Origin of the sequence: Streptomyces sp. PA03-5A (genome assembly GCF_033792725.1) — a bacterium.
Lineage (GTDB): Bacteria > Actinomycetota > Actinomycetes > Streptomycetales > Streptomycetaceae > Actinacidiphila.
Map to the genome: position 1 here is coordinate 1 of NZ_JARAVL010000066.1, position 23,966 is coordinate 23,966.

The 23,966-nt window shown below is 74.3% G+C and carries 22 protein-coding genes; 16 read left to right on the forward strand and 6 right to left on the reverse strand.

Annotated features, from left to right (window positions below; genetic code table 11):
- Both PV410_RS42990 and PV410_RS42995 read right to left on the reverse strand, forming a co-directional pair.
- The coding region (locus PV410_RS42990; RefSeq protein WP_500332124.1) for a DUF5691 domain-containing protein at window positions 1-253 on the reverse strand (253 nt) is incomplete at its 3' end.
- A 54-nt stretch (window positions 254-307) separates the two neighbouring features.
- On the reverse strand, window positions 308-1,678 hold the full coding sequence (locus tag PV410_RS42995) for an SWIM zinc finger family protein (protein WP_500332125.1): 1,371 nt from the start codon (window positions 1,676-1,678) through the stop codon (window positions 308-310).
- 165 nt (window positions 1,679-1,843) lie between these two features.
- On the opposite strand from PV410_RS42995, the gene PV410_RS43000 reads away from it, so the two are divergent.
- The 5 genes from PV410_RS43000 (at window position 1,844) to sucD (ending at window position 8,870) form a co-directional block, all read left to right on the forward strand.
- Entirely contained in the window at window positions 1,844-2,932 is a 1,089-nt protein-coding gene (locus PV410_RS43000; protein WP_500332126.1) for an ATP-binding protein, read from the forward strand.
- A gap of 5 nt (window positions 2,933-2,937) precedes the next feature.
- Window positions 2,938-5,253: a DUF5682 family protein gene (locus PV410_RS43005; protein ID WP_500332148.1), complete on the forward strand. Its 2,316-nt coding sequence runs from the start codon at window positions 2,938-2,940 to the stop codon at window positions 5,251-5,253.
- Complete coding sequence (locus PV410_RS43010) at window positions 5,250-6,449, forward strand: vWA domain-containing protein (protein WP_500332127.1); 1,200 nt, start codon at window positions 5,250-5,252, stop codon at window positions 6,447-6,449. The genes PV410_RS43005 and PV410_RS43010 overlap by 4 nt, the downstream gene beginning before the upstream one ends.
- 342 nt (window positions 6,450-6,791) lie before the next feature.
- Window positions 6,792-7,967, forward strand: coding sequence for an ADP-forming succinate--CoA ligase subunit beta (gene sucC, locus PV410_RS43015; protein WP_500332128.1), 1,176 nt, complete (start codon window positions 6,792-6,794; stop codon window positions 7,965-7,967).
- Between the two features lie 18 nt (window positions 7,968-7,985).
- Window positions 7,986-8,870 (forward strand): succinate--CoA ligase subunit alpha, encoded by an 885-nt coding sequence (sucD, locus tag PV410_RS43020; RefSeq protein ID WP_499513515.1) that lies wholly within the window; start codon window positions 7,986-7,988, stop codon window positions 8,868-8,870.
- A gap of 79 nt (window positions 8,871-8,949) precedes the next feature.
- Here sucD and PV410_RS43025 read toward each other — a convergent pair whose 3' ends face one another.
- Complete coding sequence (locus tag PV410_RS43025) at window positions 8,950-9,903, reverse strand: RNA polymerase sigma factor (protein WP_500332129.1); 954 nt, start codon at window positions 9,901-9,903, stop codon at window positions 8,950-8,952.
- 112 nt (window positions 9,904-10,015) lie between these two features.
- Here PV410_RS43025 and PV410_RS43030 point away from each other — a divergent pair, with 112 nt between their 5' ends.
- Complete coding sequence (locus PV410_RS43030) at window positions 10,016-11,368, forward strand: cell division protein PerM (RefSeq protein ID WP_500332130.1); 1,353 nt, start codon at window positions 10,016-10,018, stop codon at window positions 11,366-11,368.
- Between the two features lie 31 nt (window positions 11,369-11,399).
- Here the strand turns inward: PV410_RS43030 and PV410_RS43035 are convergent, their stop codons facing one another.
- Window positions 11,400-12,107, reverse strand: coding sequence for a hypothetical protein (locus PV410_RS43035; RefSeq protein WP_500332131.1), 708 nt, complete (start codon window positions 12,105-12,107; stop codon window positions 11,400-11,402).
- Window positions 12,108-12,336: 229 nt separating this feature from the next.
- Here PV410_RS43035 and purN point away from each other — a divergent pair, with 229 nt between their 5' ends.
- Together purN and purH are read left to right on the forward strand one after the other, a co-directional pair.
- On the forward strand, window positions 12,337-12,951 hold the full coding sequence (gene purN / locus PV410_RS43040) for a phosphoribosylglycinamide formyltransferase (RefSeq protein ID WP_499513519.1): 615 nt from the start codon (window positions 12,337-12,339) through the stop codon (window positions 12,949-12,951).
- Window positions 12,948-14,501, forward strand: a complete 1,554-nt coding sequence (purH, locus tag PV410_RS43045; RefSeq protein WP_500332132.1) for a bifunctional phosphoribosylaminoimidazolecarboxamide formyltransferase/IMP cyclohydrolase — start codon at window positions 12,948-12,950, stop codon at window positions 14,499-14,501. The genes purN and purH overlap by 4 nt, the downstream gene beginning before the upstream one ends.
- A 69-nt stretch (window positions 14,502-14,570) precedes the next feature.
- Here the strand turns inward: purH and PV410_RS43050 are convergent, their stop codons facing one another.
- Together PV410_RS43050 and PV410_RS43055 are read right to left on the reverse strand one after the other, a co-directional pair.
- Window positions 14,571-15,167, reverse strand: coding sequence for a hypothetical protein (locus tag PV410_RS43050; RefSeq protein ID WP_500332133.1), 597 nt, complete (start codon window positions 15,165-15,167; stop codon window positions 14,571-14,573).
- Between the two features lie 40 nt (window positions 15,168-15,207).
- Entirely contained in the window at window positions 15,208-15,891 is a 684-nt protein-coding gene (locus PV410_RS43055; protein WP_500332134.1) for an RDD family protein, read from the reverse strand.
- A 102-nt stretch (window positions 15,892-15,993) separates the two neighbouring features.
- Between PV410_RS43055 and PV410_RS43060 the strand changes: the two genes are divergently transcribed.
- The 8 genes from PV410_RS43060 to PV410_RS43095 all read left to right on the forward strand — a co-directional run bounded on the left by PV410_RS43060 (window position 15,994) and on the right by PV410_RS43095 (window position 23,912).
- Window positions 15,994-16,848 (forward strand): bifunctional methylenetetrahydrofolate dehydrogenase/methenyltetrahydrofolate cyclohydrolase, encoded by an 855-nt coding sequence (locus PV410_RS43060; RefSeq protein WP_499513523.1) that lies wholly within the window; start codon window positions 15,994-15,996, stop codon window positions 16,846-16,848.
- Window positions 16,845-17,291: a DUF3017 domain-containing protein gene (locus PV410_RS43065; RefSeq protein ID WP_500332135.1), complete on the forward strand. Its 447-nt coding sequence runs from the start codon at window positions 16,845-16,847 to the stop codon at window positions 17,289-17,291. The genes PV410_RS43060 and PV410_RS43065 overlap by 4 nt, the downstream gene beginning before the upstream one ends.
- An 85-nt stretch (window positions 17,292-17,376) precedes the next feature.
- Complete coding sequence (locus tag PV410_RS43070) at window positions 17,377-18,594, forward strand: NADP-dependent isocitrate dehydrogenase (protein WP_500332136.1); 1,218 nt, start codon at window positions 17,377-17,379, stop codon at window positions 18,592-18,594.
- 238 nt (window positions 18,595-18,832) lie between these two features.
- Window positions 18,833-20,068, forward strand: a complete 1,236-nt coding sequence (locus tag PV410_RS43075; protein WP_500332137.1) for a sensor histidine kinase — start codon at window positions 18,833-18,835, stop codon at window positions 20,066-20,068.
- The gene (locus PV410_RS43080) at window positions 20,065-20,748 is read left to right on the forward strand and encodes a response regulator (RefSeq protein WP_500332138.1); all 684 of its coding nucleotides are present in this window, start codon (window positions 20,065-20,067) and stop codon (window positions 20,746-20,748) included. The genes PV410_RS43075 and PV410_RS43080 overlap by 4 nt, the downstream gene beginning before the upstream one ends.
- 94 nt (window positions 20,749-20,842) lie before the next feature.
- Window positions 20,843-21,685, forward strand: coding sequence for a helix-turn-helix domain-containing protein (locus tag PV410_RS43085; RefSeq protein WP_500332139.1), 843 nt, complete (start codon window positions 20,843-20,845; stop codon window positions 21,683-21,685).
- Window positions 21,686-21,770: 85 nt separating this feature from the next.
- The gene (locus PV410_RS43090) at window positions 21,771-22,712 is read left to right on the forward strand and encodes a helix-turn-helix domain-containing protein (RefSeq protein ID WP_500332140.1); all 942 of its coding nucleotides are present in this window, start codon (window positions 21,771-21,773) and stop codon (window positions 22,710-22,712) included.
- 210 nt (window positions 22,713-22,922) lie between these two features.
- Window positions 22,923-23,912, forward strand: a complete 990-nt coding sequence (locus PV410_RS43095; protein WP_500332141.1) for a malate dehydrogenase — start codon at window positions 22,923-22,925, stop codon at window positions 23,910-23,912.
- Window positions 23,913-23,966: the final 54 nt, after the last annotated feature.

The window sequence follows — 23,966 nt, forward strand, 5'->3', positions numbered from 1 at the left end:
GGCTGCCCCCGCCGCCCCCGGCCGAGCGGTCCGCCAGCAGCAGGGACAGGCGCCGTCGCGCCGCCTCGGGCAGCGGCGGCCGCGGGTCGTGGGGCGTCGTGGCCGGCCGTGCCCCCGCCGTTGCAGGCCGTGCTCCGGCGCGGCGCCGTACGACGGCGAGCGCGGCGGAGTCCAGCAGCTCCTCGGGTGTGCCGCCCCTGCGGTCGGTGCCGAGGAGCGCGGTGCCGACCAGGTCGGCCCAGGTCGTCGTCATCGGTCCTCCTTCGTCGTCGTCTCCGTGCGGCCGCCCGCGGGAGCCCGGCCGGGATCACACCGTCAGCGGCACCGGCTCCGCGCCCGCGCCGGCCCAGGCCGTGAACGGCCGGAAGCCCTGGTGGCCGAGCTCGCCGAACACCGTCACCGGGTGGCCGCCGGAGACCGCCGCCAGGCGCCACAGCCCCGCTCCGGCACCGGCGCCGCCCGCCGCGACCGGGACGGCGTCGCTGCCGTCCGCGTCCGCCACCTGCCAGCCCGTCCCGCCCGGTATCGGCACGACGCCGGCGAGCACGACCGGCCAGGCGTCCAGCCACGGGTCGTCGGCCAGGGCCTCCCCGTACGCGCCGAGTGCCGCGGCGACCGGCACGCCCGGCGGCACATGGCCGGGCAGTGGCGTGTCGTGCCGCGGCCCGAGCACCGCCCGCAGCGGACGGGCCCCCGGGTGGAAGGCCAGCTCCGCGTCGAGGCCGAGGCCGACCGGCAGTGCGGGCTCCGGCGCCCGGCCCGCGGCCCCGAAGGACAGCAGCAGCGCGGTACGGCCGGTGGCCTCCCCGTGCAGCCAGGTCCTGCGGGTGGTGAGACGGTCGTCGGCGGTGTCGTGCCGCGCCAGGACCAGCCAGCGGTCCCGCACCGTCGGCCCCGCGAGGAGCTCCGCCGAGTCCACCGTGAAGCCGACCCGGGACCGGACGGTGGCCGCCAGCGGCGCGGGCAGCGCGTCCTGCCGCAGACAGCCTCGGGCCAGCAGATGCAGCAGCGCCGTCTCCTCCAGCAGTCGCGACGGCCAGTCGCCCCCCGACCCCGCCAGCGCGCCCAGCTCGCGCACCCGCGAGGCGAGCCCGGGAGCCTGGGCGTCGACCATGCGGGCGGCCGTCTCGTCCCACCGCCGGTACCCCTCGCGGTCCGCTCCCGCCAGGCCGTCCCGCAGCAGATCCGCCAGCCGTCGCTCCAGCTCCGTTGCGCCGGCGGCCACCCGCCCCGCCCGGCGCTCGGCCCGCCTGCGCGCCGCCTCCGGGTCACCGCCACCGGACGTGCCGCGCCCGCCCGGGGGCGTCCGCTCCTCGCGCGCGCGGCGTGCGTCCAGCCACTCGGTGACCCAGTCGGGCCGGCCGCCCCCGTGTGCGGCCGGCCCGACCTCGCCCCCCGCCCACAGCAGGAGCAGCGCGAGCGCGTGCTTGCACGGGAACTTGCGGCTGGGGCAGCCGCAGCTGAAGGCGGGCCCCGCGGTGTCGACCACCGTCTGGTACGGCGTGCCGCCGCTGCCCGCGCACAGCCCCCACACCGCCGTGCCCGAGGACCCCGTCCCGGACCAGCGGGCGGCCGTCGCCAGCGCCGTCCCGGCCTTGCGCGACGACGCGTCGGGCGCGAGTGCCAGGACCTGGTCGGCGGTCCACCGCTCCGTCCGCTGTCCGTCCATCCCGTCCATGGCCACGACGCTACGGGCAGGCACTGACAAACCGCCCTGAGCTGCGGGTTCCTGACGGCGGGACGGGATTGTCAGTGGGGTGCGCGATGGTGGGAACGCGGACGCCCCGCGGGGGGCTGACGGGGCGTCCGCGCCATCCGCTCCGCGTGAGAACAGGGGAGAACCATGTCCGTGGACACCGCACTCCGGCCGCACGCCGAAGACGCGTTCGCCCATGAGCTCAAGGCTCTAGCGGCGGCCGACGACCGGCCGCGCCCGGCCCGGTGGAACCTGTCGCCGTGGGCGGTCGCCACGTACCTGCTCGGCGGCGAGCTGCCCGACGGCACGGCCGTCAGCCCCAAGTACGTGGGTCCACGGCGGATCGTGGAGGTCGCGGTCAGCACGCTCGCGACCGACCGGGCGCTGCTGCTGCTCGGTGTCCCGGGCACCGCGAAGACCTGGGTCTCCGAACACCTCGCCGCCGCCGTCAGCGGTGACTCCACGCTGCTCGTGCAGGGCACCGCGGGCACGCCCGAGGAGGCCATCCGCTACGGGTGGAACTACGCCCGGCTGCTCACCGACGGGCCGAGCCCGGAGGCCCTGGTCCCGAGCCCGGTCATGCGGGCGATGGCCGAGGGGCGCATCGCCCGCGTGGAGGAGCTGACCCGCGTCCCCGCGGACGTCCAGGACACCCTCATCACCATCCTCTCGGAGAAGACGCTTCCGATACCGGAGCTGGGCACCGAGACCCAGGCGGTGCGCGGGTTCAACCTGATCGCGACCGCCAACGACCGGGACCGCGGCGTCAACGAGCTGTCCAGCGCACTGCGCCGGCGCTTCAACACGGTCGTGCTGCCGCTGCCCGCGACCGTGGAGGAGGAGGTCGACATCGTCAGCCGCCGCGTCGGCCAGCTCGGGCGCTCGCTGGAACTGCCGGCCGCCCCGGAGGGCGCGGACGAGATCCGGCGGGTGGTCACCGTCTTCCGTGAACTGCGCGGCGGAGTCACCGCCGACGGGCGCACGAAGGTGAAGTCCCCCTCCGGCACGCTCTCCACGGCCGAGGCGATCTCCGTGGTGACCAACGGGCTCGCCCTGGCCGCACACTTCGGCGACGGCGTGCTGCGCGCCGGGGACGTCGCCGCCGGGCTGCTCGGCGCGGTGGTCCGCGACCCGGCCGCCGACCGCGTGGTCTGGCAGGAGTACCTGGAGACCGTCGTCCGCGAGCGGGAGGGCTGGAAGGACTTCTACCGCGCCTGCCGAGAGGTGACCCCGTGACCGCCGTGACCGCCGCGGAGGGGGTGGCGCTGCTGGGGGTGCGGCACCACGGCCCCGGGTCGGCGCGCGGCGTGCGGGCCGCGCTCGACCGGCTGCAGCCGGGGATCGTGCTCGTCGAGGGCCCGCCGGAGGCGGACGCGGTGCTGGCGCTCGCCGCCGATCCCGGGATGCGGCCGCCGGTCGCGCTGCTCGCCCACGTCGTCGACGAGCCGTCCCGGGCCGGCTTCTGGCCCTTCGCCGAGTTCTCCCCCGAGTGGGAGGCGATCCGCTGGGCGGCCGGACGCGAGGTGCCGGTGCGCTTCATCGACCTGCCCGCCGCGCACTCGCTCCTGCTCCGCGACGAGCGAGGAGAGGGAGAGGGAAGGGGAGAGGAAGAGGGGGGAGAAGGAGAGGCGGAGGCGGCGCACGCGCGCATCGACCCGCTCGCGGTGCTGGCGCGCACGGCCGGCCACGACGACCCGGAGCGGTGGTGGGAGGACGCCGTCGAGCACCGCGGCCGGGACGGCGAGGGGGGCGGCGACCCGCTGGCCGCGTTCGGGGCGCTCGCCGAGGCCATGGGCGCGCTGCGCGAGACCTACGGTGACGGCGGGCACCCGCAGGACGCGGTGCGCGAGGCCCACATGCGGCTGCGGATACGGGAGGCGCGCCGCGCGCACGCGAGCGTGGCCGTGGTGTGCGGGGCCTGGCACGTGCCCGCGCTCGCCGGGGACGGCCGGGTCACCGCCGACCGGGCCCTGCTCAAGGGCCTGCCCAAGGCGAAGGTGGAGGTCACCTGGGTGCCCTGGACGCACCGCAGGCTCTCCCGGACCAGTGGCTACGGGGCGGGCGTCGACTCCCCCGGCTGGTACCGCCATCTGTTCACCTCGACCGACCGGCCCGTCGCCCGGTGGATGACCAAGGTCGCCGGCCTGCTCCGCGAGGAGGACCTCCCGGTCTCCTCCGCGCACGTCATCGAGGCGGTACGGCTCGCCGGCACCCTCGCGGCCCTGCGCGGCCGTCCGCTGCCCGGGCTCGGCGAGACCACGGACGCGGTACGGGCGGTGATGTGCGACGGATCTGACGTGCCGCTGGCGCTGATCCGGGACCGGCTGGTGGTGGGGGACGTGCTGGGCGAGGTCCCCGAGGGTGCGCCGGCGGTGCCCCTCGCCCGCGACCTGGCGCGTGAGCAGCGCAGGCTGCGGATCAAGCCGGAGGCCCTGGAGAGGGAGGTGGACCTGGACCTGCGCAAGGACACCGACGCCGGACGCAGCCGCCTGCTGCACCGGCTGCGGATGCTCGGCGTCGGCTGGGGCGAGCCGAGCCGCTCCCGCACGGCCGCCACCGGCACCTTCCGCGAGAGCTGGCGGCTGCGCTGGGAGCCGGAGCTCGCGGTGGCGGTCGCGGAGGCCGGGGTGTGGGGCACCACGGTGGAGTCCGCGGCCACCGCCCGGGCCGAGGAAGCGGCGGTGAACGCGGGGGCGCTCGCCGAGGTGACGGGCCTCGCCGAACGCTGCCTGCTCGCTGGGCTGGCCGACGCCCTGCCGACGGTGATGCGGGTGCTCGCCGACCGTGCGGCGCTCGACGTGGACGTCGCGCACCTCGCCCAGGCACTGCCCGCGCTGGTGCGCTCCCTCCGCTACGGCGACGTGCGGGGCACGGACGCGGGGGCGCTGCGCGAGGTCGCCGAGGGGCTCGCGGAGCGCGTCTGCGTCGGGCTCCCGCCCGCGTGCGCGGGGCTCGACGCGGACGGCGCCGCCAAGATGCGCGCTCATGTCACGGAGGTGCAGCGGGCCCTGGTCCTGCTCGGCGACGACGCGCTGCGCGACCGCTGGGCCGGTGTGCTGCGGCGGCTGGCCGTGCGCGACCGCGGCGTACCGGGGCTGCTGCGGGGCAGCGCCGCACGGCTGCTCCTCGACGACGCGCGCCTGGAGCCCGGGGAGGTGGCCCGGCTGATGGGGCTCGCCCTGTCGCACGGCACGGCGCCGCAGGAGGCGGCCGCCTGGGTCGAGGGCTTCCTCGCCGGGGGCGGGATGCTGCTGGTCCACGACGAGCGGCTGCTCGCGCTGGTCGACGGCTGGCTGTCCGGGGTGCCGGCGGCCGCCTTCGACGACGTGCTGCCGCTGCTGCGGCGGACCTTCGGCGGCTTCGACCCGGGGGCGCGGCGCGCGGTGGGGGAGCTGGTGCGGCGCGGCCCGGGAGGCGGGGGAGCGGACGGCGGGGCGGCGGGGGAGGGCCTGCCGGGCTTCGCTCCGGGGCTCGACGAGGAACGGGCGGAGGCGGCGCTGTCCACGCTACGGCTGCTGCTCGGGTCCGGCGGAGAGGACGGGGGCCGGGACGCATGACGGACACGGGCACGGACACAGGCACAGGCACGGGCGCGGACGCCGACGAGCGGCTGCGGCGCTGGCGGATGGTGCTCGGCGGCGGACCCGCCGACGGCACGGGCCGGCGGCTCACCGGCCGGGACGCGGCGATGGACCAGGCACTGGAGGCGCTGTACGGCGGCGCCCCGCACGGCGGGGGCGGTGCACCGCCCCCGCGGAGCGCCGGGCTGGGCGGCTCGGCGCCCCAGATCGCGCGCTGGCTGGGGGACATCCGCAGGTACTTCCCCAGCAGCGTCGTCCAGGTGATGCAGCGCGACGCGATCGACCGGCTCGGGCTGTCCGCGCTGCTGCTGGAACCGGAGATGCTGGAGGCGGTCGAGGCCGACGTCCACCTGGTCGGCACGCTGCTCTCGCTGAACAAGGTGATGCCCGGGACGACGAAGGAGACGGCGCGGGCGGTGGTCCGCAAGGTCGTGGAGGACCTGGAGCGGCGCCTGGCTACCCGGACCCGGGCCACCCTCACCGGCGCGCTGGACCGTTCGGCGCGGGTCCACCGCCCGCGGCACCGGGACATCGACTGGGACCGTACGATCCGTGCCAACCTCCGGCACTACCTGCCCGAGCACGGCACCGTCGTCCCCGAACGGCTGATCGGCCACGGCCGGGCCTCGCAGGCGGTGCGCAAGGACGTCGTGCTCTGCGTCGACCAGTCGGGCTCGATGGCGGCCTCCGTGGTCTACGCGTCCGTCTTCGGCGCCGTGCTCGCCTCCCTGCGCAGCATCGACACCCGGCTGGTCGTCTTCGACACGGCGGTCGCCGACCTGACGGACCATCTGGACGACCCCGTCGACGTGCTGTTCGGTACCCAGCTCGGCGGCGGCACCGACATCAACCGGGCGCTGGCCTACTGCCAGTCCCTCATCACCCGGCCCGCCGAGACCGTCGTCGTCCTCGTCAGCGACCTGTACGAGGGCGGCATACGCGACGGGATGCTCAAGCGGGTCGCGGCGATGAAGGCGTCCGGTGTGCAGTTCGTGGCACTGCTGGCGCTGTCGGACGAGGGCGCGCCCTCCTACGACCGCGAGCACGCGGCGGCGCTCGCGGAGCTGGGGGCGCCCGCGTTCGCCTGCACCCCGGATCTCTTCCCCGAGGTCATGGCGGCCGCCATCGAGAAGCGGCCGCTGCCCGTGCCCGAGCCTGCCCCTGGAGGGTGACGCCGGGACCGGGCGGCTGGGAGCAGCCTCGCCACCCTCGGTGAGCGGACCTCGTCCCGGCGGACCCCGCTCCGGCGGCCGCCGCCGGGGCGACCCGCCCATGTCCCCGCCGCCGCGGGAACCCCCCGAACGGCTGGTCTGTGACCGTTCTCACCGCTCTCGCGCCATCTCGGATTTACCCGTGCCGCCCGCGCGGCGATAACCTGCGAGACGGACATGCCGCGTGCTCGGCCGACGTGTGCGCCCCCCGTACGGCCGTTCGTATGGTTCGTTACGAAGACGTCAGCGACGACCCGCCCCGGCACGCAGACAACGAACCGCGATAACCAAGGACGGACGCGCGTGGACCTGTTCGAGTACCAGGCGAGGGACCTCTTCGCCAAGCACGGTGTACCGGTGCTGGCCGGTGAAGTCATCGAAACGCCTGAGGCGGCGCGCGAGGTCGCGGAGCGGCTCGGTGGCAAGGCTGTCGTCAAGGCACAGGTGAAGACCGGTGGCCGTGGCAAGGCCGGCGGCGTGAAGGTGGCGTCGGACCCCGAGGACGCGGTGGCCAAGGCCGGTCAGATCCTCGGCATGGACATCAAGGGCCACACGGTCCACAAGGTGATGCTGGCCGAGCTGGCCCCGGAGATCGCCTCCGAGTACTACGTCTCCTTCCTCCTCGACCGCGCCAACCGGACGTTCCTGGCGATCGCGTCCGTCGAGGGCGGCATGGAGATCGAGGAGGTGGCGGCGACCAACCCGGCGGCCGTCGCCCAGATCCCGGTGGACGCCATCGAGGGCGTGACCCCGCAGAAGGCCCGCGAGATCGTCGAGGCGGCCGCCTTCCCGGCCGACGTCGCCGACCAGGTCACCGAGATCCTGCAGACCCTGTGGAAGACCTTCATCTCCGAGGACGCGCTCCTCGTCGAGGTCAACCCGCTCGCCAAGGTCGCCGACGGCCGCGTCATCGCGCTCGACGGCAAGGTCTCGCTGGACGAGAACGCCGACTTCCGCCAGCCGGAGCACGAGGCGCTGGTCGACCACGCCGCCGCCAACCCGCTGGAGGCCGCGGCCAAGGCCAAGGGCCTCAACTACGTCAAGCTCGAGGGCGAGGTCGGCATCATCGGCAACGGCGCGGGTCTCGTCATGAGCACCCTGGACGTCGTCGCCTACGCCGGTGAGGGCCACGGCAACGTCAAGCCCGCCAACTTCCTCGACATCGGCGGTGGCGCCTCCGCCGAGGTGATGGCCAACGGCCTCGAGATCATCCTGGGCGACCCGGACGTCAAGTCCGTCTTCGTCAACGTCTTCGGCGGCATCACCGCCTGCGACGCGGTCGCCAACGGCATCGTCCAGGCCCTGGAGCTGCTGAAGTCCAAGGGCGAAGAGGTCACCAAGCCGCTCGTCGTCCGTCTGGACGGCAACAACGCGGAGCTCGGTCGGCAGATCCTGACCGACGCCAACCACCCGCTGGTCGAGCAGGTCGACACCATGGACGGCGCCGCGGAGCGCGCCGCCGAGCTGGCTGCGAAGTAAGGGACAGGTCACCACATCATGGCTATCTTCCTGACCAAGGAGAGCAAGGTCATCGTCCAGGGGATGACCGGTTCCGAGGGCACCAAGCACACCCGGCGCATGCTCGCCTCGGGCACCAACATCGTCGGCGGCGTGAACCCGCGCAAGGCCGGCACCAGCGTGGACTTCGACGGCACCGAGGTGCCGGTCTTCGGCTCCGTCGCCGAGGCCATGGAGAAGACCGGCGCCGACGTCACCGTCATCTTCGTCCCGCCGAAGTTCGCCAAGGACGCGGTCATCGAGGCCATCGACGCCGGGATCGGCCTCGCGGTCGTGATCACCGAGGGCATCGCGGTCCACGACACCGCCGCCTTCTGGGCGTACGCGGGCAGCAAGGGCAACAAGACCCGGATCATCGGTCCCAACTGCCCCGGCCTGATCACCCCCGGCCAGTCCAACGCGGGCATCATCCCGGCCGACATCACCACCTCCGGCCGCATCGGCCTGGTGTCGAAGTCGGGCACGCTGACTTACCAGATGATGTACGAGCTCAGCGACATCGGCTTCTCCTCGGCGGTCGGCATCGGCGGTGACCCGATCATCGGCACCACCCACATCGACGCGCTGAAGGCGTTCCAGGACGACCCCGAGACCGACCTGATCGTCATGATCGGCGAGATCGGCGGCGACGCCGAGGAGCGTGCCGCGGCCTTCATCGCCGAGCACGTCACCAAGCCGGTCGTCGGCTACGTCGCGGGCTTCACCGCGCCCGAGGGCAAGACCATGGGCCACGCCGGCGCCATCGTCTCCGGCTCCTCCGGCACCGCCCAGGCGAAGAAGGAGGCCCTCGAGGCCGCCGGCGTCAAGGTCGGCAAGACCCCGTCGGAGACGGCCCGCCTCGCGCGCGCCATCCTGCAGGGCTGATCCTCGCCTCCGTACGGAGGCACGCACACGGGCCCGTTCCCTCCGGGGGGCGGGCCCGTGTGCGTGTGCGCGGGCGCGCTCAGCGCACGGGGGCGGAGGTGCGCTGCCCGACCGGTCCGTGGTCGGCAGCGACGCGGTCGCTGAGCGGCCCGAAGACCAGCCCGACCGCGGTCGCCAGCGCTATCACCACCGTCGCCACCACGGCACCCACCGTGCGGATGCGCAGCCACTGCTCGCTCAGTTCGCGCACCATGGCCGCCGGGAACTCCGGCTGCGGCTGCTCGTCCAGCAGGTCGCCCAGCCGGGCCGGCGCCCCCTCGCCCAGGGCCTCGCGCCCCCGGACGATGCGCCGCCTGGTCATCGAGGTGGTGGCCATGCTCTCCGCCGCCGTGCGCCGCAGGCTCAGCCCCAGGCCGTCGTGGAGCAGTACGGCGTGCCGGGTGCCGCGCGGCAGCCGCTGGAACGCGCTGCGCTCCCGTGGCGGGGTGCGGTACCAGGGCAGCGTCTGCTGCCAGGGCGCGAGGGCGTGGTGGTGCGCCTCCGCACGGATCCACCCGGCCGGGTCGGGGTCGACGGCGACCTCGGGCCACCGCTGCCAGGCCAGGTCGAAGGCGCGGTGCACGGCGTGCCGGGCCAGCCGCATGTTGCCGGTGAGCAGTTCGACCTGGCGGAGCAGGGCGGGCGCGTTGCGGGTGTACAGCCCGTCGAAGGCCGCCTGCGCGGCCTCGGCGATCCGTACGGCCTCGATGGCCGGGTCCGCGGCCTTGCGCGCGGCCTTGCCCGCGGCCTCCGGTTCCGGGGCCTGCTGCCTGCCGGGCGGAGCGGACGCGGGGGCGGGGTCGCGGGGCCGCTCGGCCCCCGTCGGCTCCACCCGTTCCGCGGACGCGCCCGATTCCCCCGCACCGGCCGCCTGCGCGGCCTGCGGGTCCTTCGCGGCGTTCCCGGCCTGCGCCGCCCCGAGGGCCTTCGCCGGCCGGGGACGCCTTCGCTTCTTGATGGCCTTCGCGGCCCTCGCCGTGGATGTGCGGCTCATGCGATCGACCACTCGGATCGAATGAAGAAACGCATAACGCCATATTCCGCGACACGACGGTCATTCGCATGCTGCCACGGCGAAAGGGGGTGTTCTTGGCAGCATGAGATCCGTGAGTGCCGCAAGCGCCCTGAACCACGTCGTGCACCGGATCCGGGCCGCCCACGAGACCCTGCGCACCTCCGAGTCCGCCCCCGCCTTCACCGGCGGCGTGGTCGCAGCGGGCCTGGGCCTGGGCGGCTTCGCCATGCTCGTGCTCTTCCTGTGGGTCGTCTCGCCGTTCCCCGACAGCGGGCTGAACGGCGCCCTCCACGTCGCCGCGGACTGCTGGCTGCTCGCCCACGGCGGCGGCCTGGTGCGCACCGAGACCCTGTCCGGCGTCGCCGCGCCCATCGGCGTCACGCCGCTGCTGCCCATGGCGTTCCCGGTGTGGCTGCTGTACCGGGCGGGGGCGGACGCCGTCGCGCCGGCCTCGGACGACGAGGTCGCGCGGTCCGCCGTGGCATGGCTGATCGGCGGGTACCTCGCGGTGGGCGCCGGGGTGGTCGTCTACACCTCGTACGGGCCGGTGCGCAGCGACGCCCTCGGTGCCGCGGTGCACCTGCCCCTCGTCGCCGCCCTCGCGGCGGCCGCGGGGGCCTGGACGGAGCGGGGGCGGCCGCGGATCCCGCTGTCCCGGGTGACCGTGGCCGTGACGGTGCCGCTGCGGGATACCGCGGTCGTGCTGCGCTCGGCGGGGGCGGGCGTCTGCGTCCTCGTCGCGGGCGGTGCGGCGCTCACGGCGGTGACCCTGGCGTTGCACCCCGGTGCCGCGGGTGCGTCGTTCACCCGGCTCAGCGAGGCGCTGTCCGGGCGGCTGGCGGTGCTGGCGGTGGCGGTCGCCCTGATCCCGAACGCCGCCGTGTGGGGCGCGGCCTATGCGCTCGGCCCCGGTTTCGCGCTCGGCACCCAGGCCGTGGTGCGTCCGGCCGGCGTGGCGGGGGAGCCGGTGCTGCCGGACTTCCCGCTCCTCGCGGCGCTGCCCCAGCCCGGGCCCGGGACGTCGCTGGCCTGGGTGGTGCTGGTCGTGCCGGTGCTCGCCGGCGTCGCGGTGGGGGTGCTCGCCGTCGACCGGCGGGAGCCGTGCGGCCCCGGGCGCACCGCGGCGCACGCCGCCCTGGGCGGGCTGGTGTGCGGGATCGCCATGGCGCTGCTCACCGGGTTCGCGGCGGGGCCGCTGGGCACCGGGGCGCTGGAGGACTTCGGGCCGTCCTGGTGGCTCACCGGGTTCGCGGCGGCCGGGTGGACGGCGGCCGCCGGTACGCCCACGGCCCTGCTGGTGCGCTGGGTGCGGGTCCGCCGTGCCGCCGCCGCGACGGAGGGCCGGGACGTGGAGGGCGAGGACGCGGTGGGCGAGGACGCGGAGGCGCAGGGCGACGCGGTGCGGGGTGACGCGCTGCCCGGCGCCGCCCCGTCGGAGGCCTGAGCCTCCGTCCGGGGCCGGCGCGAGCGGCGCGTCAGGGGGTGTGGAGCACGTCGCGCAGCGGGGTCGGCAGCAACTGCTGGCAGGCGTCGCGCGACGAGGAGGTCAGCGCGTCGCGCGTGCAGGAGTAGTAGTCCTTGTAGACGACCTGGGTCGTGAAGGTCGTCGCCACGACGCAGAGGGCGAGCCCGCCCATGATCAGACCGCCGAGCGCGGCCGGGCGCTGCGGCTTGCTGCGGGGGTCGGTGGGCCGCTGCGGCGGAGGGGTGGCGCCGCCCTCGGTCAGCAGGGCGGCCGCCTCGGCGCGGGCCTTGGCCCGTTCCTCGGGCTTCATCCGCAGCGCGTTGACGCTCCAGTACAGCGCGAGGGCGCCGAGCAGCAGCCCCACGTACGTCCAGCCCAGGAAGAGGGCGAAGAACAGCCCCCACATGCCGCAGATCATGGCGTAGCGGGCACGCCGCTGGGCGGGGTCGGTGGGGTCGAAGCGCGGACCGTCCGGGCGCCGTCCGTCGCCGTAGCCGCCACCGGGGCGGTCGCCGTAGCCGCCGTCCTGCCGGCCGGGCTGCCGCTCGCTCCACTGGCCGCCCCACGCCGGGGGCGGCGGAGGAGGTGTGGGCGTGGGGCGCTCGTCCCCGGAGTCGGAGGGCTGCTCCGGCCGGCGCGGCTGCCAGGGCTGCTCGGGGGCGTTCTCCGCCGGCGGGGCGAACGGGTTGTCCTGCTCGCGGCCTCGGCCACTGCTCATGCTTGCCTGGGTCATCCCCTTGCCGTCGACTCCTCGAGTTGTGGGACGTGTGACTTCGCCGTTCTTCACCCCAGACGCTACCGCCCGCGCGCGCCCCCGTCCCGTGGGGGCGGTCGGGTGTGCCGGTATCGTTGCTGACGGTCGACGGCCTCGTAGAGTTCCCCGGAATTCCGGCGATCTTCGAGTCGTACGATCCTCCAAAGCGCCGGATCCCGAGAGATGACCCGCAGTGGCCACAGTCTTTCCGCCCCTTTCCCGCCCCGCCCGACTCGTCGTGCTCGTCTCCGGTTCGGGCACGAACCTGCAGGCGCTGCTCGACGCGGGACTGCACGTCGTCGCCGTCGGCGCGGACCGGTCCGGCATCGCCGGCCTGGAGCGCGCCGAGCGTGCCGGGCTGCCGACGTTCGTCTGCCGGGTCACCGACCACGGCGACCGTGAGGCGTGGGACGCCGCGCTGACCGGGGCGGTGGCCGCGCACGAGCCCGACCTGGTCGTCTCGGCCGGGTTCATGAAGATCGTGGGCAAGGAGTTCCTCGCCCGGTTCGGCGGCCGTCTCGTCAACACCCACCCGGCGCTGCTGCCGAGCTTCCCGGGTGCCCACGGGGTGCGCGACGCCCTCGCGTACGGCGTGAAGGTCACCGGCTGCACCGTCCACTTCGTCGACGACGGCGTCGACACCGGCCCGATCATCGCCCAGGGCGCGGTCGAGGTCCGGGAGGACGACACGGAGGAAGCGCTCCACGAGCGCATCAAGGAAGTCGAGCGCACGCTGCTCGTCGACGTCGTGGGGCGGCTGTCCCGCGACGGCTATCGCATTGAGGGACGAAAGGTTCTGTTGCCGTGAGTACCAAGCGGGAGATCCGTCGCGCACTGGTCAGCGTCTACGACAAGACCGGTCTGGAGGAGCTGGCCCGCGGCCTGCACGAGGCGGGCGTCCAGCTGGTCTCCACCGGCTCGACGGCCGGGCGGATCGCCGCCGCCGGGGTGCCGGTCACCAAGGTCGAGGAGCTGACCGGGTTCCCCGAGTGCCTCGACGGCCGCGTGAAGACCCTGCACCCGAAGGTGCACGCCGGCATCCTCGCCGACCTGCGGCTGGAGGACCACCGCCGGCAGCTGGAGGAGCTGGGCGTCGAGCCCTTCGACCTGGTCGTGGTCAACCTCTACCCCTTCCGCGAGACGGTCGCCTCCGGCGCCTCGGAGGACGAGTGCGTCGAGCAGATCGACATCGGCGGCCCCTCGATGGTCCGTGCCGCGGCCAAGAACCACCCGTCCGTGGCGGTCGTGACCAGCCCCGAGCGGTACGCGGACGTGCTCGGCGCCGTCCGTGAGGGCGGCTTCGACCTCACCACCCGCAAGCGCCTGGCGGCCGAGGCGTTCCAGCACACCGCGGCCTACGACGTCGCGGTCGCGAGCTGGTTCGCGAGCTCGTACGCGCCCGCCGACGACAGCCCCTTCCCGGACTTCCTGGGCGCCACCTACGAGCGCAAGAACGTGCTGCGCTACGGCGAGAACCCGCACCAGGCCGCCGCGCTGTACACCGACGGCGGGACGGGCCTGGCGAACGCCGAGCAGCTGCACGGCAAGGAGATGTCCTACAACAACTACGTCGACACCGAGGCCGCGCGCCGGGCGGCGTACGACCACGACGAGCCCTGCGTCGCGATCATCAAGCACGCCAACCCGTGCGGCATCGCGGTGGGCGACGACGTCGCGCAGGCGCACCGCAAGGCGCACGCCTGCGACCCGCTGTCCGCCTTCGGCGGCGTCATCGCCGTCAACCGGCCCGTGAGCGTGGCCATGGCCGAGCAGGTCGCCGAGATCTTCACCGAGGTCATCGTCGCGCCCGACTTCGAGGAAGGCGCGGTCGAGGTCCTCGCCCGCAAGAAGAACATCCGCGTGCTGCGCTGCCCCGAGGCGCCCGTCGCGGAGACGGAGTTCCGTCCGGTCGAGGGCGGGCTGCTGCTGCAGGAGAAGGACCGCCTCCAGGCCGCCGGGGACGACCCCGCCACCTGGACGCTGGCCACCGGCGAGCCGCTGACCGCCGACGAGCTGGCCGACCTGGCGTTCGCCTGGCGGGCCTGCCGGGCCGTGAAGTCCAACGCCATCCTGCTGGCGAAGGACGGTGCGACGGTCGGCGTCGGCATGGGCCAGGTCAACCGGGTCGACTCCGCCAAGCTCGCCGTCCAGCGGGCCGGCGAGGAGCGGGCCGCGGGCTCCTACGCCGCCTCCGACGCCTTCTTCCCCTTCCCTGACGGGCTGGAGGTGCTCACCGGCGCGGGCGTCAAGGCCGTGGTGCAGCCCGGTGGTTCGGTGCGCGACGAGGCCGTGGTCGAGGCCGCGCGCAAGGCCGGCGTGACCATGTACCTCACCGGGACGCGGCACTTCTTCCACTGACCGGCCGGTGTGCCGGAACGCCGAAGGCCCCCGCCGGTGCGGGGGCCTTCGGCCTGCGGGCGGACCCGCTCAGTACTGCGGGCGCTTGAACCAGGCCGCCGTCTCGGCCTTCGCCGCGAAGACGATCAGCAGCACGCTGAGCGCGAGCGGTGCGAGCAGCAGGAAAGCGCCGCTGATCATGGTGGCGACACTGCTCAGCGCGACCAGCACGCCGATCACGATGGACCCGATCCGCGTGCCGTTGCCGCCGGTCCTGTACTTGGCGCCCATGCCGATCGACAGCACGGCGAAGGCGAGGAAGAGCACCCCCATGACGTAGACCAGGCCGATGGGCATGGTCAGTTCGTCGGTGTCGTCCACGCTCTTGAGCGCCGCGGCCCCGAGCAGGAGCAGCAGGCCGCCCAGGATCTGCAGCCCGCCGAGCACGAAGAGCATCGCCCGGGCCGTCCTGGCCGACGACGGCATGACCTCCGGCCCGCCCGGGTACGCCGCGAACGGCGCGTGCGACTGCGGCTGCTGGGGGTAGCCGTACGGCGGCTGCGCCTGCGGCTGGGGCTGCGTCGGGTAGCCGTGACCGGGCTGGGCCGGGGGCTGTTGCGGGTATCCGTACGGCTGCTGCGGTGGCTGCCGGCCGTAGGGATCGCCGGGGCCGGGCGGATAGCTCACTTCTCACTTCCTTCGCGGGGACGGGGCCGGGGGAGCGGGCCTACTGGGTCTTGACGACGACCGAGTTGAGGATCTTGTCGGCGAAGGTCTGCTTCTTGTCGTCCCACAGCGGCCACAGGTAGCCGATGTAGCAGGCGGCGCCGTCCAGGCCGTGGCACAGCCGGCGGACGAAGGCCATGCCGAAGCCGAGCGGACGGCCGTCCAACTCCCGCAGCACGCTGATGCCGAGGGCCTTCTTGCCCGGCGTCTGGCCGGTCTTGCCCTCGCGGTAGCACAGGAACAGGCTGCCGGCGAGGGACAGCAGGAAGCCCAGACCGATCAGGGCGATGGCACCACCCGGCATCGTGGGCGCGGGGCAGGAGTAGGTGCCGCTCTGGTCGCACGCGCGGGCCGCGTCGACCACCTCGGCGATGAACTGCGCGTAGCCGATGCCGATGAGGATCATCGGCACGAGTCCGGCGACCAGGAAGTCGATCAGCGTCGCACCCACCCGCGCACCCCAGCTCGCGAACGGGGGCATGCCCGGGACGGGACCGGCGGGGCCCCCGGGGTGGCCGCCGTAGCCGTACGGGCCCTGGGCCTGCGGCGGAACGGCGCCGTAGGGCGGCTGGGGCTGCGTCGGGTAGCCGTAACCGGGCTGGGCCGGGGGCTGCTGCGGGTATCCGTAGGGCTGCTGAGGCGGCTGCTGGCCGTACGGATTGCCGGGACCGGGCGGGTAGCTCACGTTGGCTTCTTTCGCGCGGATGGGACTGGGGACGGGCCACATCGTCCTGGGCGGCGTCATCCGCTGTCCAGCGTTGGTGTGCGGACCTGAGAAGATGGAGGTATGACCGCCCAGATTCTCGATGGCAAGGCCACTGCCGCCGCGATCAAGTCCGAACTGTCCACCCGCGTCCAGGCGCTCAAGGCGCGGGGTGTCACCCCGGGGCTGGGCACGCTGCTGGTCGGCGACGACCCCGGCAGCCGCTGGTACGTCGCGGGCAAGCACCGCGACTGCGCGGAGGTCGGCATCGCGTCCATCCAGCGCGAGCTGCCGGAGACCGCCACCCAGGAGGAGATCGAGGCGGTCGTCCGTGAACTCAACGACAACCCGGAGTGCACCGGCTACATCGTCCAGCTGCCGCTGCCCAAGGGGATCGACACCAACCGCGTCCTGGGGCTGATGGACCCCGCCAAGGACGCCGACGGCCTGCACCCGACGAACCTCGGGCGGCTGGTGCTCAACGAGCGCGGCCCGCTGCCCTGCACCCCCAACGGCATCGTGGAGCTGCTGCGGCGGCACGGCGTGGAGATCAACGGCGCGCACGTCACCGTGGTCGGCCGCGGCGTCACCGTCGGCCGCTCGATCGGCCTGCTGCTGACCCGCAAGTCGGAGAACGCCACCGTCACCCTCTGCCACACCGGCACCCGCGACCTGTCCGCCCAGCTGCGCCAGGCCGACGTCATCGTGGCCGCCGCGGGCGTGCCGCACCTGGTGAAGCCGGAGGACGTGCGACCGGGCGCGGCCGTGCTGGACGTCGGCGTCAGCCGCGACGAGAACGGCAAGATCGTCGGCGACGTGCACCCGGGCGTGGCCGAGGTCGCCGGCTGGATCTCGCCGAACCCCGGCGGCGTCGGCCCGATGACCCGGGCCATGCTGCTGGCGAACGTGGTGGAGGCCGCGGAGGGCCGGTACGCATGACCGGGACGGGTCCCCGTACGCAAGGGGCGGCGCCGGAGGAGGGGGCCGACGAATCCGGCCGCAGCCGCCGCTTCCAGGTGCTGACCCGCGGCACCGCGCGCCCCGAGGGCGGCGGCCGGGCCATGGGCGCCCACGCCCCGGCCCCGGCCCGTCAGTGGCCGGTCCTCGTGGTCTCCGGCGCGGTGCTGCTCGGCCTGGTGCTGGTGGCCGCGGACGTCACCCGGGCCGGTCTGGTGCTGGTCGGCTCGGCGCTGCTCGCGGGCGCGCTGATGCGCCGGCTGCTGCCCTCGGTCGGCATGCTGGCCGTCCGCAGCCGCTTCACCGACATGATCACCTACGGTGTGCTGGGCGCCCTGATCGTGCTGCTGGCGCTGATGGCGCAGCCGCACCCGGTGCTGGAGATCCCCTTCCTGGAGGATGTCGTCCGCTTCTCCGTGCGTTGATCCGGTTACGCTGTGTGGCCAGTGTCCTGACGTACGACGTGCACCCCGGGCACACGTCACCGGCGTGAGAGGGAGAACGACTCCCATGGCCAAGATCAAGGCAAGGAACCCGGTCGTCGAGCTCGACGGCGACGAGATGGCGCGGATCATCTGGCGGTTCATCAGGGACGAGCTGGTCCTGCCGTACCTCGACATCGAACTGGTCCGCTTCGACCTGGGCATCGAGCACCGGGACGCCACCCACGACCGGGTGACGGCGGAAGCGGCGGAAGCGGTCGGCAGGCACGGCGTCGGCGTGAAGTGCGCCACCATCACGCCCGACGAGGCGCGGGTCGCGGAGTTCGGCCTCAAGGGGATGTACCGCTCCCCGAACGCCACCATCCGTGACCGCCTCGGCGGCGGGATCTTCCGCGAACCCGTCGTCCTGCGGAACGTGCCGAGGGCCGTGCCCGGCGGGACCCGTCCCGTGGTGATCGCCCGGCACGCCTTCGGCGACCAGTACCGGGCCACCGAGCTGCGGATCCCCGGCGCGGGCACCCTCGCCCTGAGCTTCACCCCGGCCGACGGCTCCGACCCGGTCGAGCTGGAGGTCCACCACTTTCCGGGCGCCGGTGTGGCGCTCGGCATGGTCAACCTGGACGACTCGATCCGCGAGTTCGCGCGCGCGGCCTTCCGCTACGGGCTGGCGCGCGGGCTCCCCGTCTACCTGTCCACGAAGAACACGGTGCTCAGGAAGTACGACGGCCGCTTCAAGGACCTCTTCCAGGAGGTCTTCGACGGCGAGTTCCGGCGCGAGTTCGAGGCGTCGGGCCTGGGCTACGAGCACCGCCAGGTCGACGACATGGCGGCCTCGGCCCTGAAGGGCGCCGGCGGCTACGTCTGGGCGTGCAAGAACTACGACGGCGACATCCTGTCCGGGGTCCTCACCCGGGGTGTCGGCTCGGCGGGGCTGATGACCTCGGTCCTCATGACCTCCGACGGCAGGACCGTGCTGTCGGAGGCGGCGCACGGCACGGTCACCCGCCACTACCGCAGGCATCAGGCGGGCCGGCCGGCCTCGACCAACCCCATCGCCATGGTCTTCGCGTGGAGCCGCGGCCTCGCCCACCGCGCCCGGCTGGACGACACCCCCGAACTCGCCCGGTTCGCCGGGACGCTGGAGAACGCCTGCCTGGAGGTCGTCGAGGCCGGCCAGCTGACCCAGGACCTGGCGGTGCTGGTCGGCCCGGAGCAGCCGTGGCTGACGACCGAGCGGTTCCTCGCCGCCGTCGACGAGAACCTGCGCAAGCGCATGTCCGTCTGAGCCGGAACTCCGGCGCCGCGCGGCACCCGCACGACCGGGTACCCCGTCCTCCCCCCGTCGGAGGACGGGGCACCGTCGTGTTGGGGCGCCCCCCTCTGGCCCCCGGCGACGACGCTACGGCCGGCGGTGCCGGGAGGTCGTCCCGTGCCGGTTTGACCTTTGGGAAGGGGACGTACAACTTCCGCGGTAGGGCAGGGGACTGACGCACACCCGTACGGCCGGGGCCTACGCTGCGCCCGTGGGGAAAAAGGGGCTGGTCGACGTCCTGCTGGCGGTGGGTTTCACCGCCGCCAGCATGCTGCTGGGGCACGAACGGCCGCCCGGGGGCTGGATACGGCTGGACCTGTTCGGCTACGCGCTGACCGCCCTGGTCAACCTGCCCGTCGCGGTGCGCCGCTGGGCGCCGGCCGGTGTCTGCGTCTTCGTCTGCGCCGCCTGGACGCTGTACGTCGCCGCCGGGTACTGGCCGGTCGTCAACTCCATGGCTCCGCTGCTCGCGCTCTACACCGTCGCGGCCCTGCGCCCGGTCCGCACCGGGCTGGCGTGCGCAGCGCTGACCGGCGCGGTCTGGGTGTACGCCGGGCTGACGGCGGCGCAGAGCTCGATGGCCACGGTGGCCGCCCAGGCCGTGGTGTTCCCCCTGGTGATGTGCCGTTTCGGGCGGTCCGCCCGGGTGTCGGGCAAGCGCGAGGAGCGGCTGGCCCGGCTCACCGAGCAGCTGCGCACCGAGCAGCAGGACCGGGCCCGGGAGGCGGTGGCGCAGGAGCAGGCGCGGATCGCCCGCGAGCTGCACGACGTGGTCGCCCACCACATGTCGGTGATCTCGGTGCAGGCGGGCATGGCCGCGTACGTCTTCCGCACCTCCCCAGAGACCGCCCGCGGCGCGCTCGACACCATCTCCGACACCACCCGCGAGGCGCTCCAGGAGATGCGCCGCATGCTCAAGGTGCTCCGCGCCGGGCCGGGCGAACCGGAGGAGGGCTGGGCCTCGTACGATCCGATGCCCTCGGTGACCCGGCTGGGCGAGATGATCGAGCGGGTGCGGGCGGCCGGCCTCGCCGTCGAGCTGCGGATCGAGGGCGAACCGCGGCCCGTCGCCCCCGGTGTCGGCCTGTGCGCGTACCGGGTGGTGCAGGAGGCGCTGACCAACGTGCTCAAGCACGCCCCCCTCGCGCGGGCCCGGGTCCTGGTCGCCTACGAGCCGCACCACCTGACGGTGACCGTCACCGACGACGGCACCGGCACCGACGGCGGCACCGGCCCGGGCAGCGGTTCGGGAGCGCCACCGGGCCGATCCGATCCGGCCACAATCGTCGCGGGAACGGGCCACGGGTTGATCGGCATGCGGGAGCGCGCCAGGCTCTACGGCGGGACGGTGGACATCGGCCCGCTCGGCGAGGGCTTCGAGGTACGGCTCGTGCTCCCCACGTCCGCGCGGGGGACAGAGCGGCGAGGGGACGCATCGGGCGTATGACCAGGGTGCTCGTCGTCGACGACCAGTTCCTGATCCGGGCCGGCCTCGTCGCGCTGCTGCACGCCGCGCCCGGCGTCGAGGTGGTCGGGGAGGCGGGCGACGGCGAGGAGGCCGTGGAGCGCGCGGCGCGGACCGCGCCCGACGTGATCCTCATGGACATCCGGATGCCGGGGATCAGCGGGGTCGTCGCCACCGAGCGCATCCTGGCCGCCGCGACGGACCCGCCGCCGCGGATCCTCGTCCTCACCACCTTCGACCTCGACGAGTACGTCTACACCGCGCTGCGCGCCGGGGCCTCCGGGTTCCTGCTCAAGGACGCCGGCCCCGAACGGCTGATCGCCGCCGTCCACGCCGTCGCCGGAGGGGACACCCTCTTCGCCCCCAGCGTCACGCGGCGGCTGATCGAGGCCTACGCGCCGCCCCGCCCCGGTGCCCCGCCCGTCGGCGCGGACCGCGCCCCGCCCGCCGAACTGGCGGCGCTGACCGCGCGGGAACTGGAGGTGCTGCGGCTGATCGCCCGTGGCCTGTCGAACCCGGAGATCGCCGACCTGCTCTTCATCAGCGAGGCGACGGTCAAGACCCACCTCAACCGCACGATGTCCAAGCTCGACCTCGGCAGCCGCGCCCAAGCGGTCGTCCTCGCCTACGAGACCGGACTCGTCACCCCGCGGGGAGCATGAGGATTCTCCGGATTTCATGCATCGAGCGTATGTGCGTCGCTACCGTGGGTTGACCGACGGAGCCGGGGGGTGCGTGGTGGCACGCTGGGAGCCATTGCCCGAGACACTGGACGGTGGCGCGCGCCGTCTCGCCGTGCACCTGCGCCGGATGAAGGACCGCAGCGGATTGAGCGTCCCGGCGCTCGCCGCGCACACGGCGAGCAGCACCGGGGCCTGGGAGCAGTACCTCAACGGCGTGCGGATCCCGCCGCGTGACGCGGTCGAGGTGCTGGGCCAGCTCAGCGGCGCCGACTACGACCGGCTGATCGCTCTGTGGGAGCTCGCCGACCGCGGGGTCACCGACACCATGAAGGGCTTCCCGTACGCCGACCCGCTCGACCCGCTGGCCCCCGTCGAGGGGATGCCCCGGCACGCCCTGCGGCGACGGCGCAAGGCCCTGCTGACGGTCGCGGGCGGGCTGGTGCTGGGCGGGGTGTTCGCGCTGCTCGTGGCGAGCGGGGTGGCCACCGACGGGACGGGGCGGGCCGATGCGCCGCTGGCTGCCCGCCCCACGGCCAGCGTGCCGGCCGGTCCCGCGCCCTCCGCCACGGGCTCCGCCGGGTCCGCCGTCACCTCCTGGCCCGGGTCGGTCCCCCCGGCGCAGGCGACGGACGCGCGGGCCTCCCGTACCGCGGGCGCCATGTCCCCCGACGGCGGCACGCCCGCGGCGCAGGTGGCGGAGACCGGCGGGGTGTCCTCCGCCCCGGGCAAGGGCCCGCACACGCCGCCCGTCACGGGCGGGACGACGACGGCGGCACCCGGTGGCGGCGCCCCCACCACCCAGGCACCGCCGCCCGCGACGAGCGCCCCGGCGGCGGCGCCCTCCCCCTCCCCGAGCCGCAGCTCCGGCAAGGGGCTCTGCCTGGGCCTGATCATCCTGGGCATCTGCATCGGATGACGGGCGCAACCGGACGGGCCGCCCCAAGCATCTCCAACGGTAGCCTTCCGGGACAGAACGGCAACAGCAAGAGGGGGAACGGGAGATGGCCCGCTGGCGGCCACTGGCCGATGACCTGGACCCGCGGGTACGGGAGTTCACCGAGCAACTGCGGCGCCAGGTCGACCGCGGCGGCCTGAGCGTCGCGGCCCTCGCCGAGGCGACCGGCTACAGCAGGAGTTCGTGGGAGCGGTACCTCAACGGCCGGCTGCTGCCGCCCCGTTACGCCGTGGTCGCCCTCGCGGAGGCGACGGGGGCCGACCCGGCGCACTTCACCACGATGTGGGAGGTCACGGAGCGGGTCTGGAGCCGTGCCGAGGGCCGACACGACGTCACGATGGAGGCGCTCCGGATCGCCGAGGCCCGCGCCGCGCTCGGGGAGTTCGGCCCGGCCCCGGGTCCGGCTCCGGCCCCTTTCGCTTCTGCTCCCGCGTCCACTTCTGCTTCTGATGCTCCTTCTGGTTCTGCTTCTCCCTCCGCTTCCGCGGTACGGCGCCATCCGGTCGTGCTCTTCGTGGTGGGCGCCGTGGCCGTCGTGCTGGCGGTGGTCGGCGCCACCTTCCTGACCGGCGGCGAGGGAGGGGACGACCGCGCGCGGCCCGGCCCGTCCCCGACCGCCCGGGCGGCCGGACTGCCCGCGGGCGTGAAGTGCACCGGCCAGGACTGCACCGGCAAGGACCCGGAGGGCATGGGGTGCGGCGGCGGCAACGCCCGTACGGCCGCGGCGGCCTGGGTGGGCGGCGCGTACGTCGAGATGCGCTACAGCCGGGTCTGTGCGGCCGCCTGGGCCCGCATCTCCGCCGGGGCCACCGGCGACACGGTCAGCGTCACTGAGGCCGGCGGGGCCCGCCGCTCCCAGCGCAGTCGCATCGGCCAGGACCCCGCGGCGTACACGCCGATGCTCGCCGTCCGCACCCCCGGCGCCGCCCGCGCCTGCGCCACCCTCACCACCGGCCCCCACGGCTGCGCCACACCCCCGCCGGGCTGACGACCGCCGCCGGCCCCGCGGGCCGTGCGGCGTCCGGGCCGGCCCCGCTGCGCGGGGGCGGTGACCGGGGCCACACTGGGGGTGGCAGCCGCCACGACGGCACGGGTATAGCCTGGCGTGGGTCTCTTGACGCCGAGAGATCCCCGTTCCGGGGCAAGGGACGCTGCCGGGGCGGCAAGGGATCCAGCAGGAGAAGGCCAGGAGAAGGCAATGACTCGCACTCCCGTCAACGTCACCGTAACCGGAGCGGCCGGCCAGATCGGCTACGCGCTGCTCTTCCGCATCGCCTCCGGCCACCTGCTCGGCCCCGATGTCCCGGTGAAGCTGCGGCTGCTGGAGATCACCCCGGCGCTCAAGGCCGCCGAGGGCACCGCGATGGAGCTGGACGACTGCGCGTTCCCGCTGCTCCAGGGCATCGACATCTCCGACGACCCGAACGTCGCCTTCGACGGCACCAACGTGGGCCTGCTCGTCGGCGCCCGCCCCCGCACCGCCGGCATGGAGCGCGGGGACCTGCTGGAGGCCAACGGCGGCATCTTCGGCCCGCAGGGCAAGGCCATCAACGACCACGCCGCGGACGACATCCGCGTCCTCGTCGTCGGCAACCCGGCGAACACCAATGCGCTCATCGCGCAGTCCTCGGCCCCGGACGTCCCGGCCGACCGCTTCACCGCGATGACCCGCCTGGACCACAACCGCGCCATCTCGCAGCTGTCGAAGAGGACCGGCGTGCCGGTGAGCGAGATCCGCCGCCTCACCATCTGGGGCAACCACTCCGCCACGCAGTACCCGGACATCTTCCACGCCGAGGTCGCAGGCAAGAACGCCGCCGAGACCGTCAACGACGAGAAGTGGCTGGCCGAGGAATTCATCCCCACCGTCGCCAAGCGCGGTGCGGCGATCATCGCGGCCCGTGGCGCGTCCTCCGCCGCGTCGGCCGCCAACGCCGCGATCGACCACGTCTTCACCTGGACCAACGGCACCGCCGAGGGTGACTGGACCTCCGCCGGTGTCGTCTCCGACGGTTCCTACGGCGTGCCGGAGGGCCTCATCTCCTCCTTCCCGGTGACCGCGAAGGACGGCAGGTTCGAGATCGTCCAGGGCCTGGACATCAACGAGTTCTCCCGTGCGCGCATCGACGCCTCGGTCAAGGAGCTCGAGGAGGAGCGCGACGCGGTCCGCGGCCTCGGCCTCATCTGAGTCCGGGACGCCGAGTCCCACGAACGGCCCTCCGCCGCGCCCCGCACGGGCGCG

Coding starts and splice junctions, on each gene's coding strand:
- PV410_RS42995 (WP_500332125.1), bottom strand. CDS start 1,678: ATGGACGGGATGGACGGACAGCGGACGGAGCGGTGGACCGCCGACCAG.
- PV410_RS43090 (WP_500332140.1), top strand. CDS start 21,771: ATGGCCCGCTGGCGGCCACTGGCCGATGACCTGGACCCGCGGGTACGG.
- PV410_RS43000 (WP_500332126.1), top strand. CDS start 1,844: ATGTCCGTGGACACCGCACTCCGGCCGCACGCCGAAGACGCGTTCGCC.
- PV410_RS43065 (WP_500332135.1), top strand. CDS start 16,845: ATGACCGGGACGGGTCCCCGTACGCAAGGGGCGGCGCCGGAGGAGGGG.
- PV410_RS43080 (WP_500332138.1), top strand. CDS start 20,065: ATGACCAGGGTGCTCGTCGTCGACGACCAGTTCCTGATCCGGGCCGGC.
- PV410_RS43070 (WP_500332136.1), top strand. CDS start 17,377: ATGGCCAAGATCAAGGCAAGGAACCCGGTCGTCGAGCTCGACGGCGAC.
- PV410_RS43010 (WP_500332127.1), top strand. CDS start 5,250: ATGACGGACACGGGCACGGACACAGGCACAGGCACGGGCGCGGACGCC.
- PV410_RS43060 (WP_499513523.1), top strand. CDS start 15,994: ATGACCGCCCAGATTCTCGATGGCAAGGCCACTGCCGCCGCGATCAAG.
- PV410_RS43095 (WP_500332141.1), top strand. CDS start 22,923: ATGACTCGCACTCCCGTCAACGTCACCGTAACCGGAGCGGCCGGCCAG.
- PV410_RS43035 (WP_500332131.1), bottom strand. CDS start 12,107: ATGAGCAGTGGCCGAGGCCGCGAGCAGGACAACCCGTTCGCCCCGCCG.
- sucD (WP_499513515.1), top strand. CDS start 7,986: ATGGCTATCTTCCTGACCAAGGAGAGCAAGGTCATCGTCCAGGGGATG.
- PV410_RS43025 (WP_500332129.1), bottom strand. CDS start 9,903: ATGAGCCGCACATCCACGGCGAGGGCCGCGAAGGCCATCAAGAAGCGA.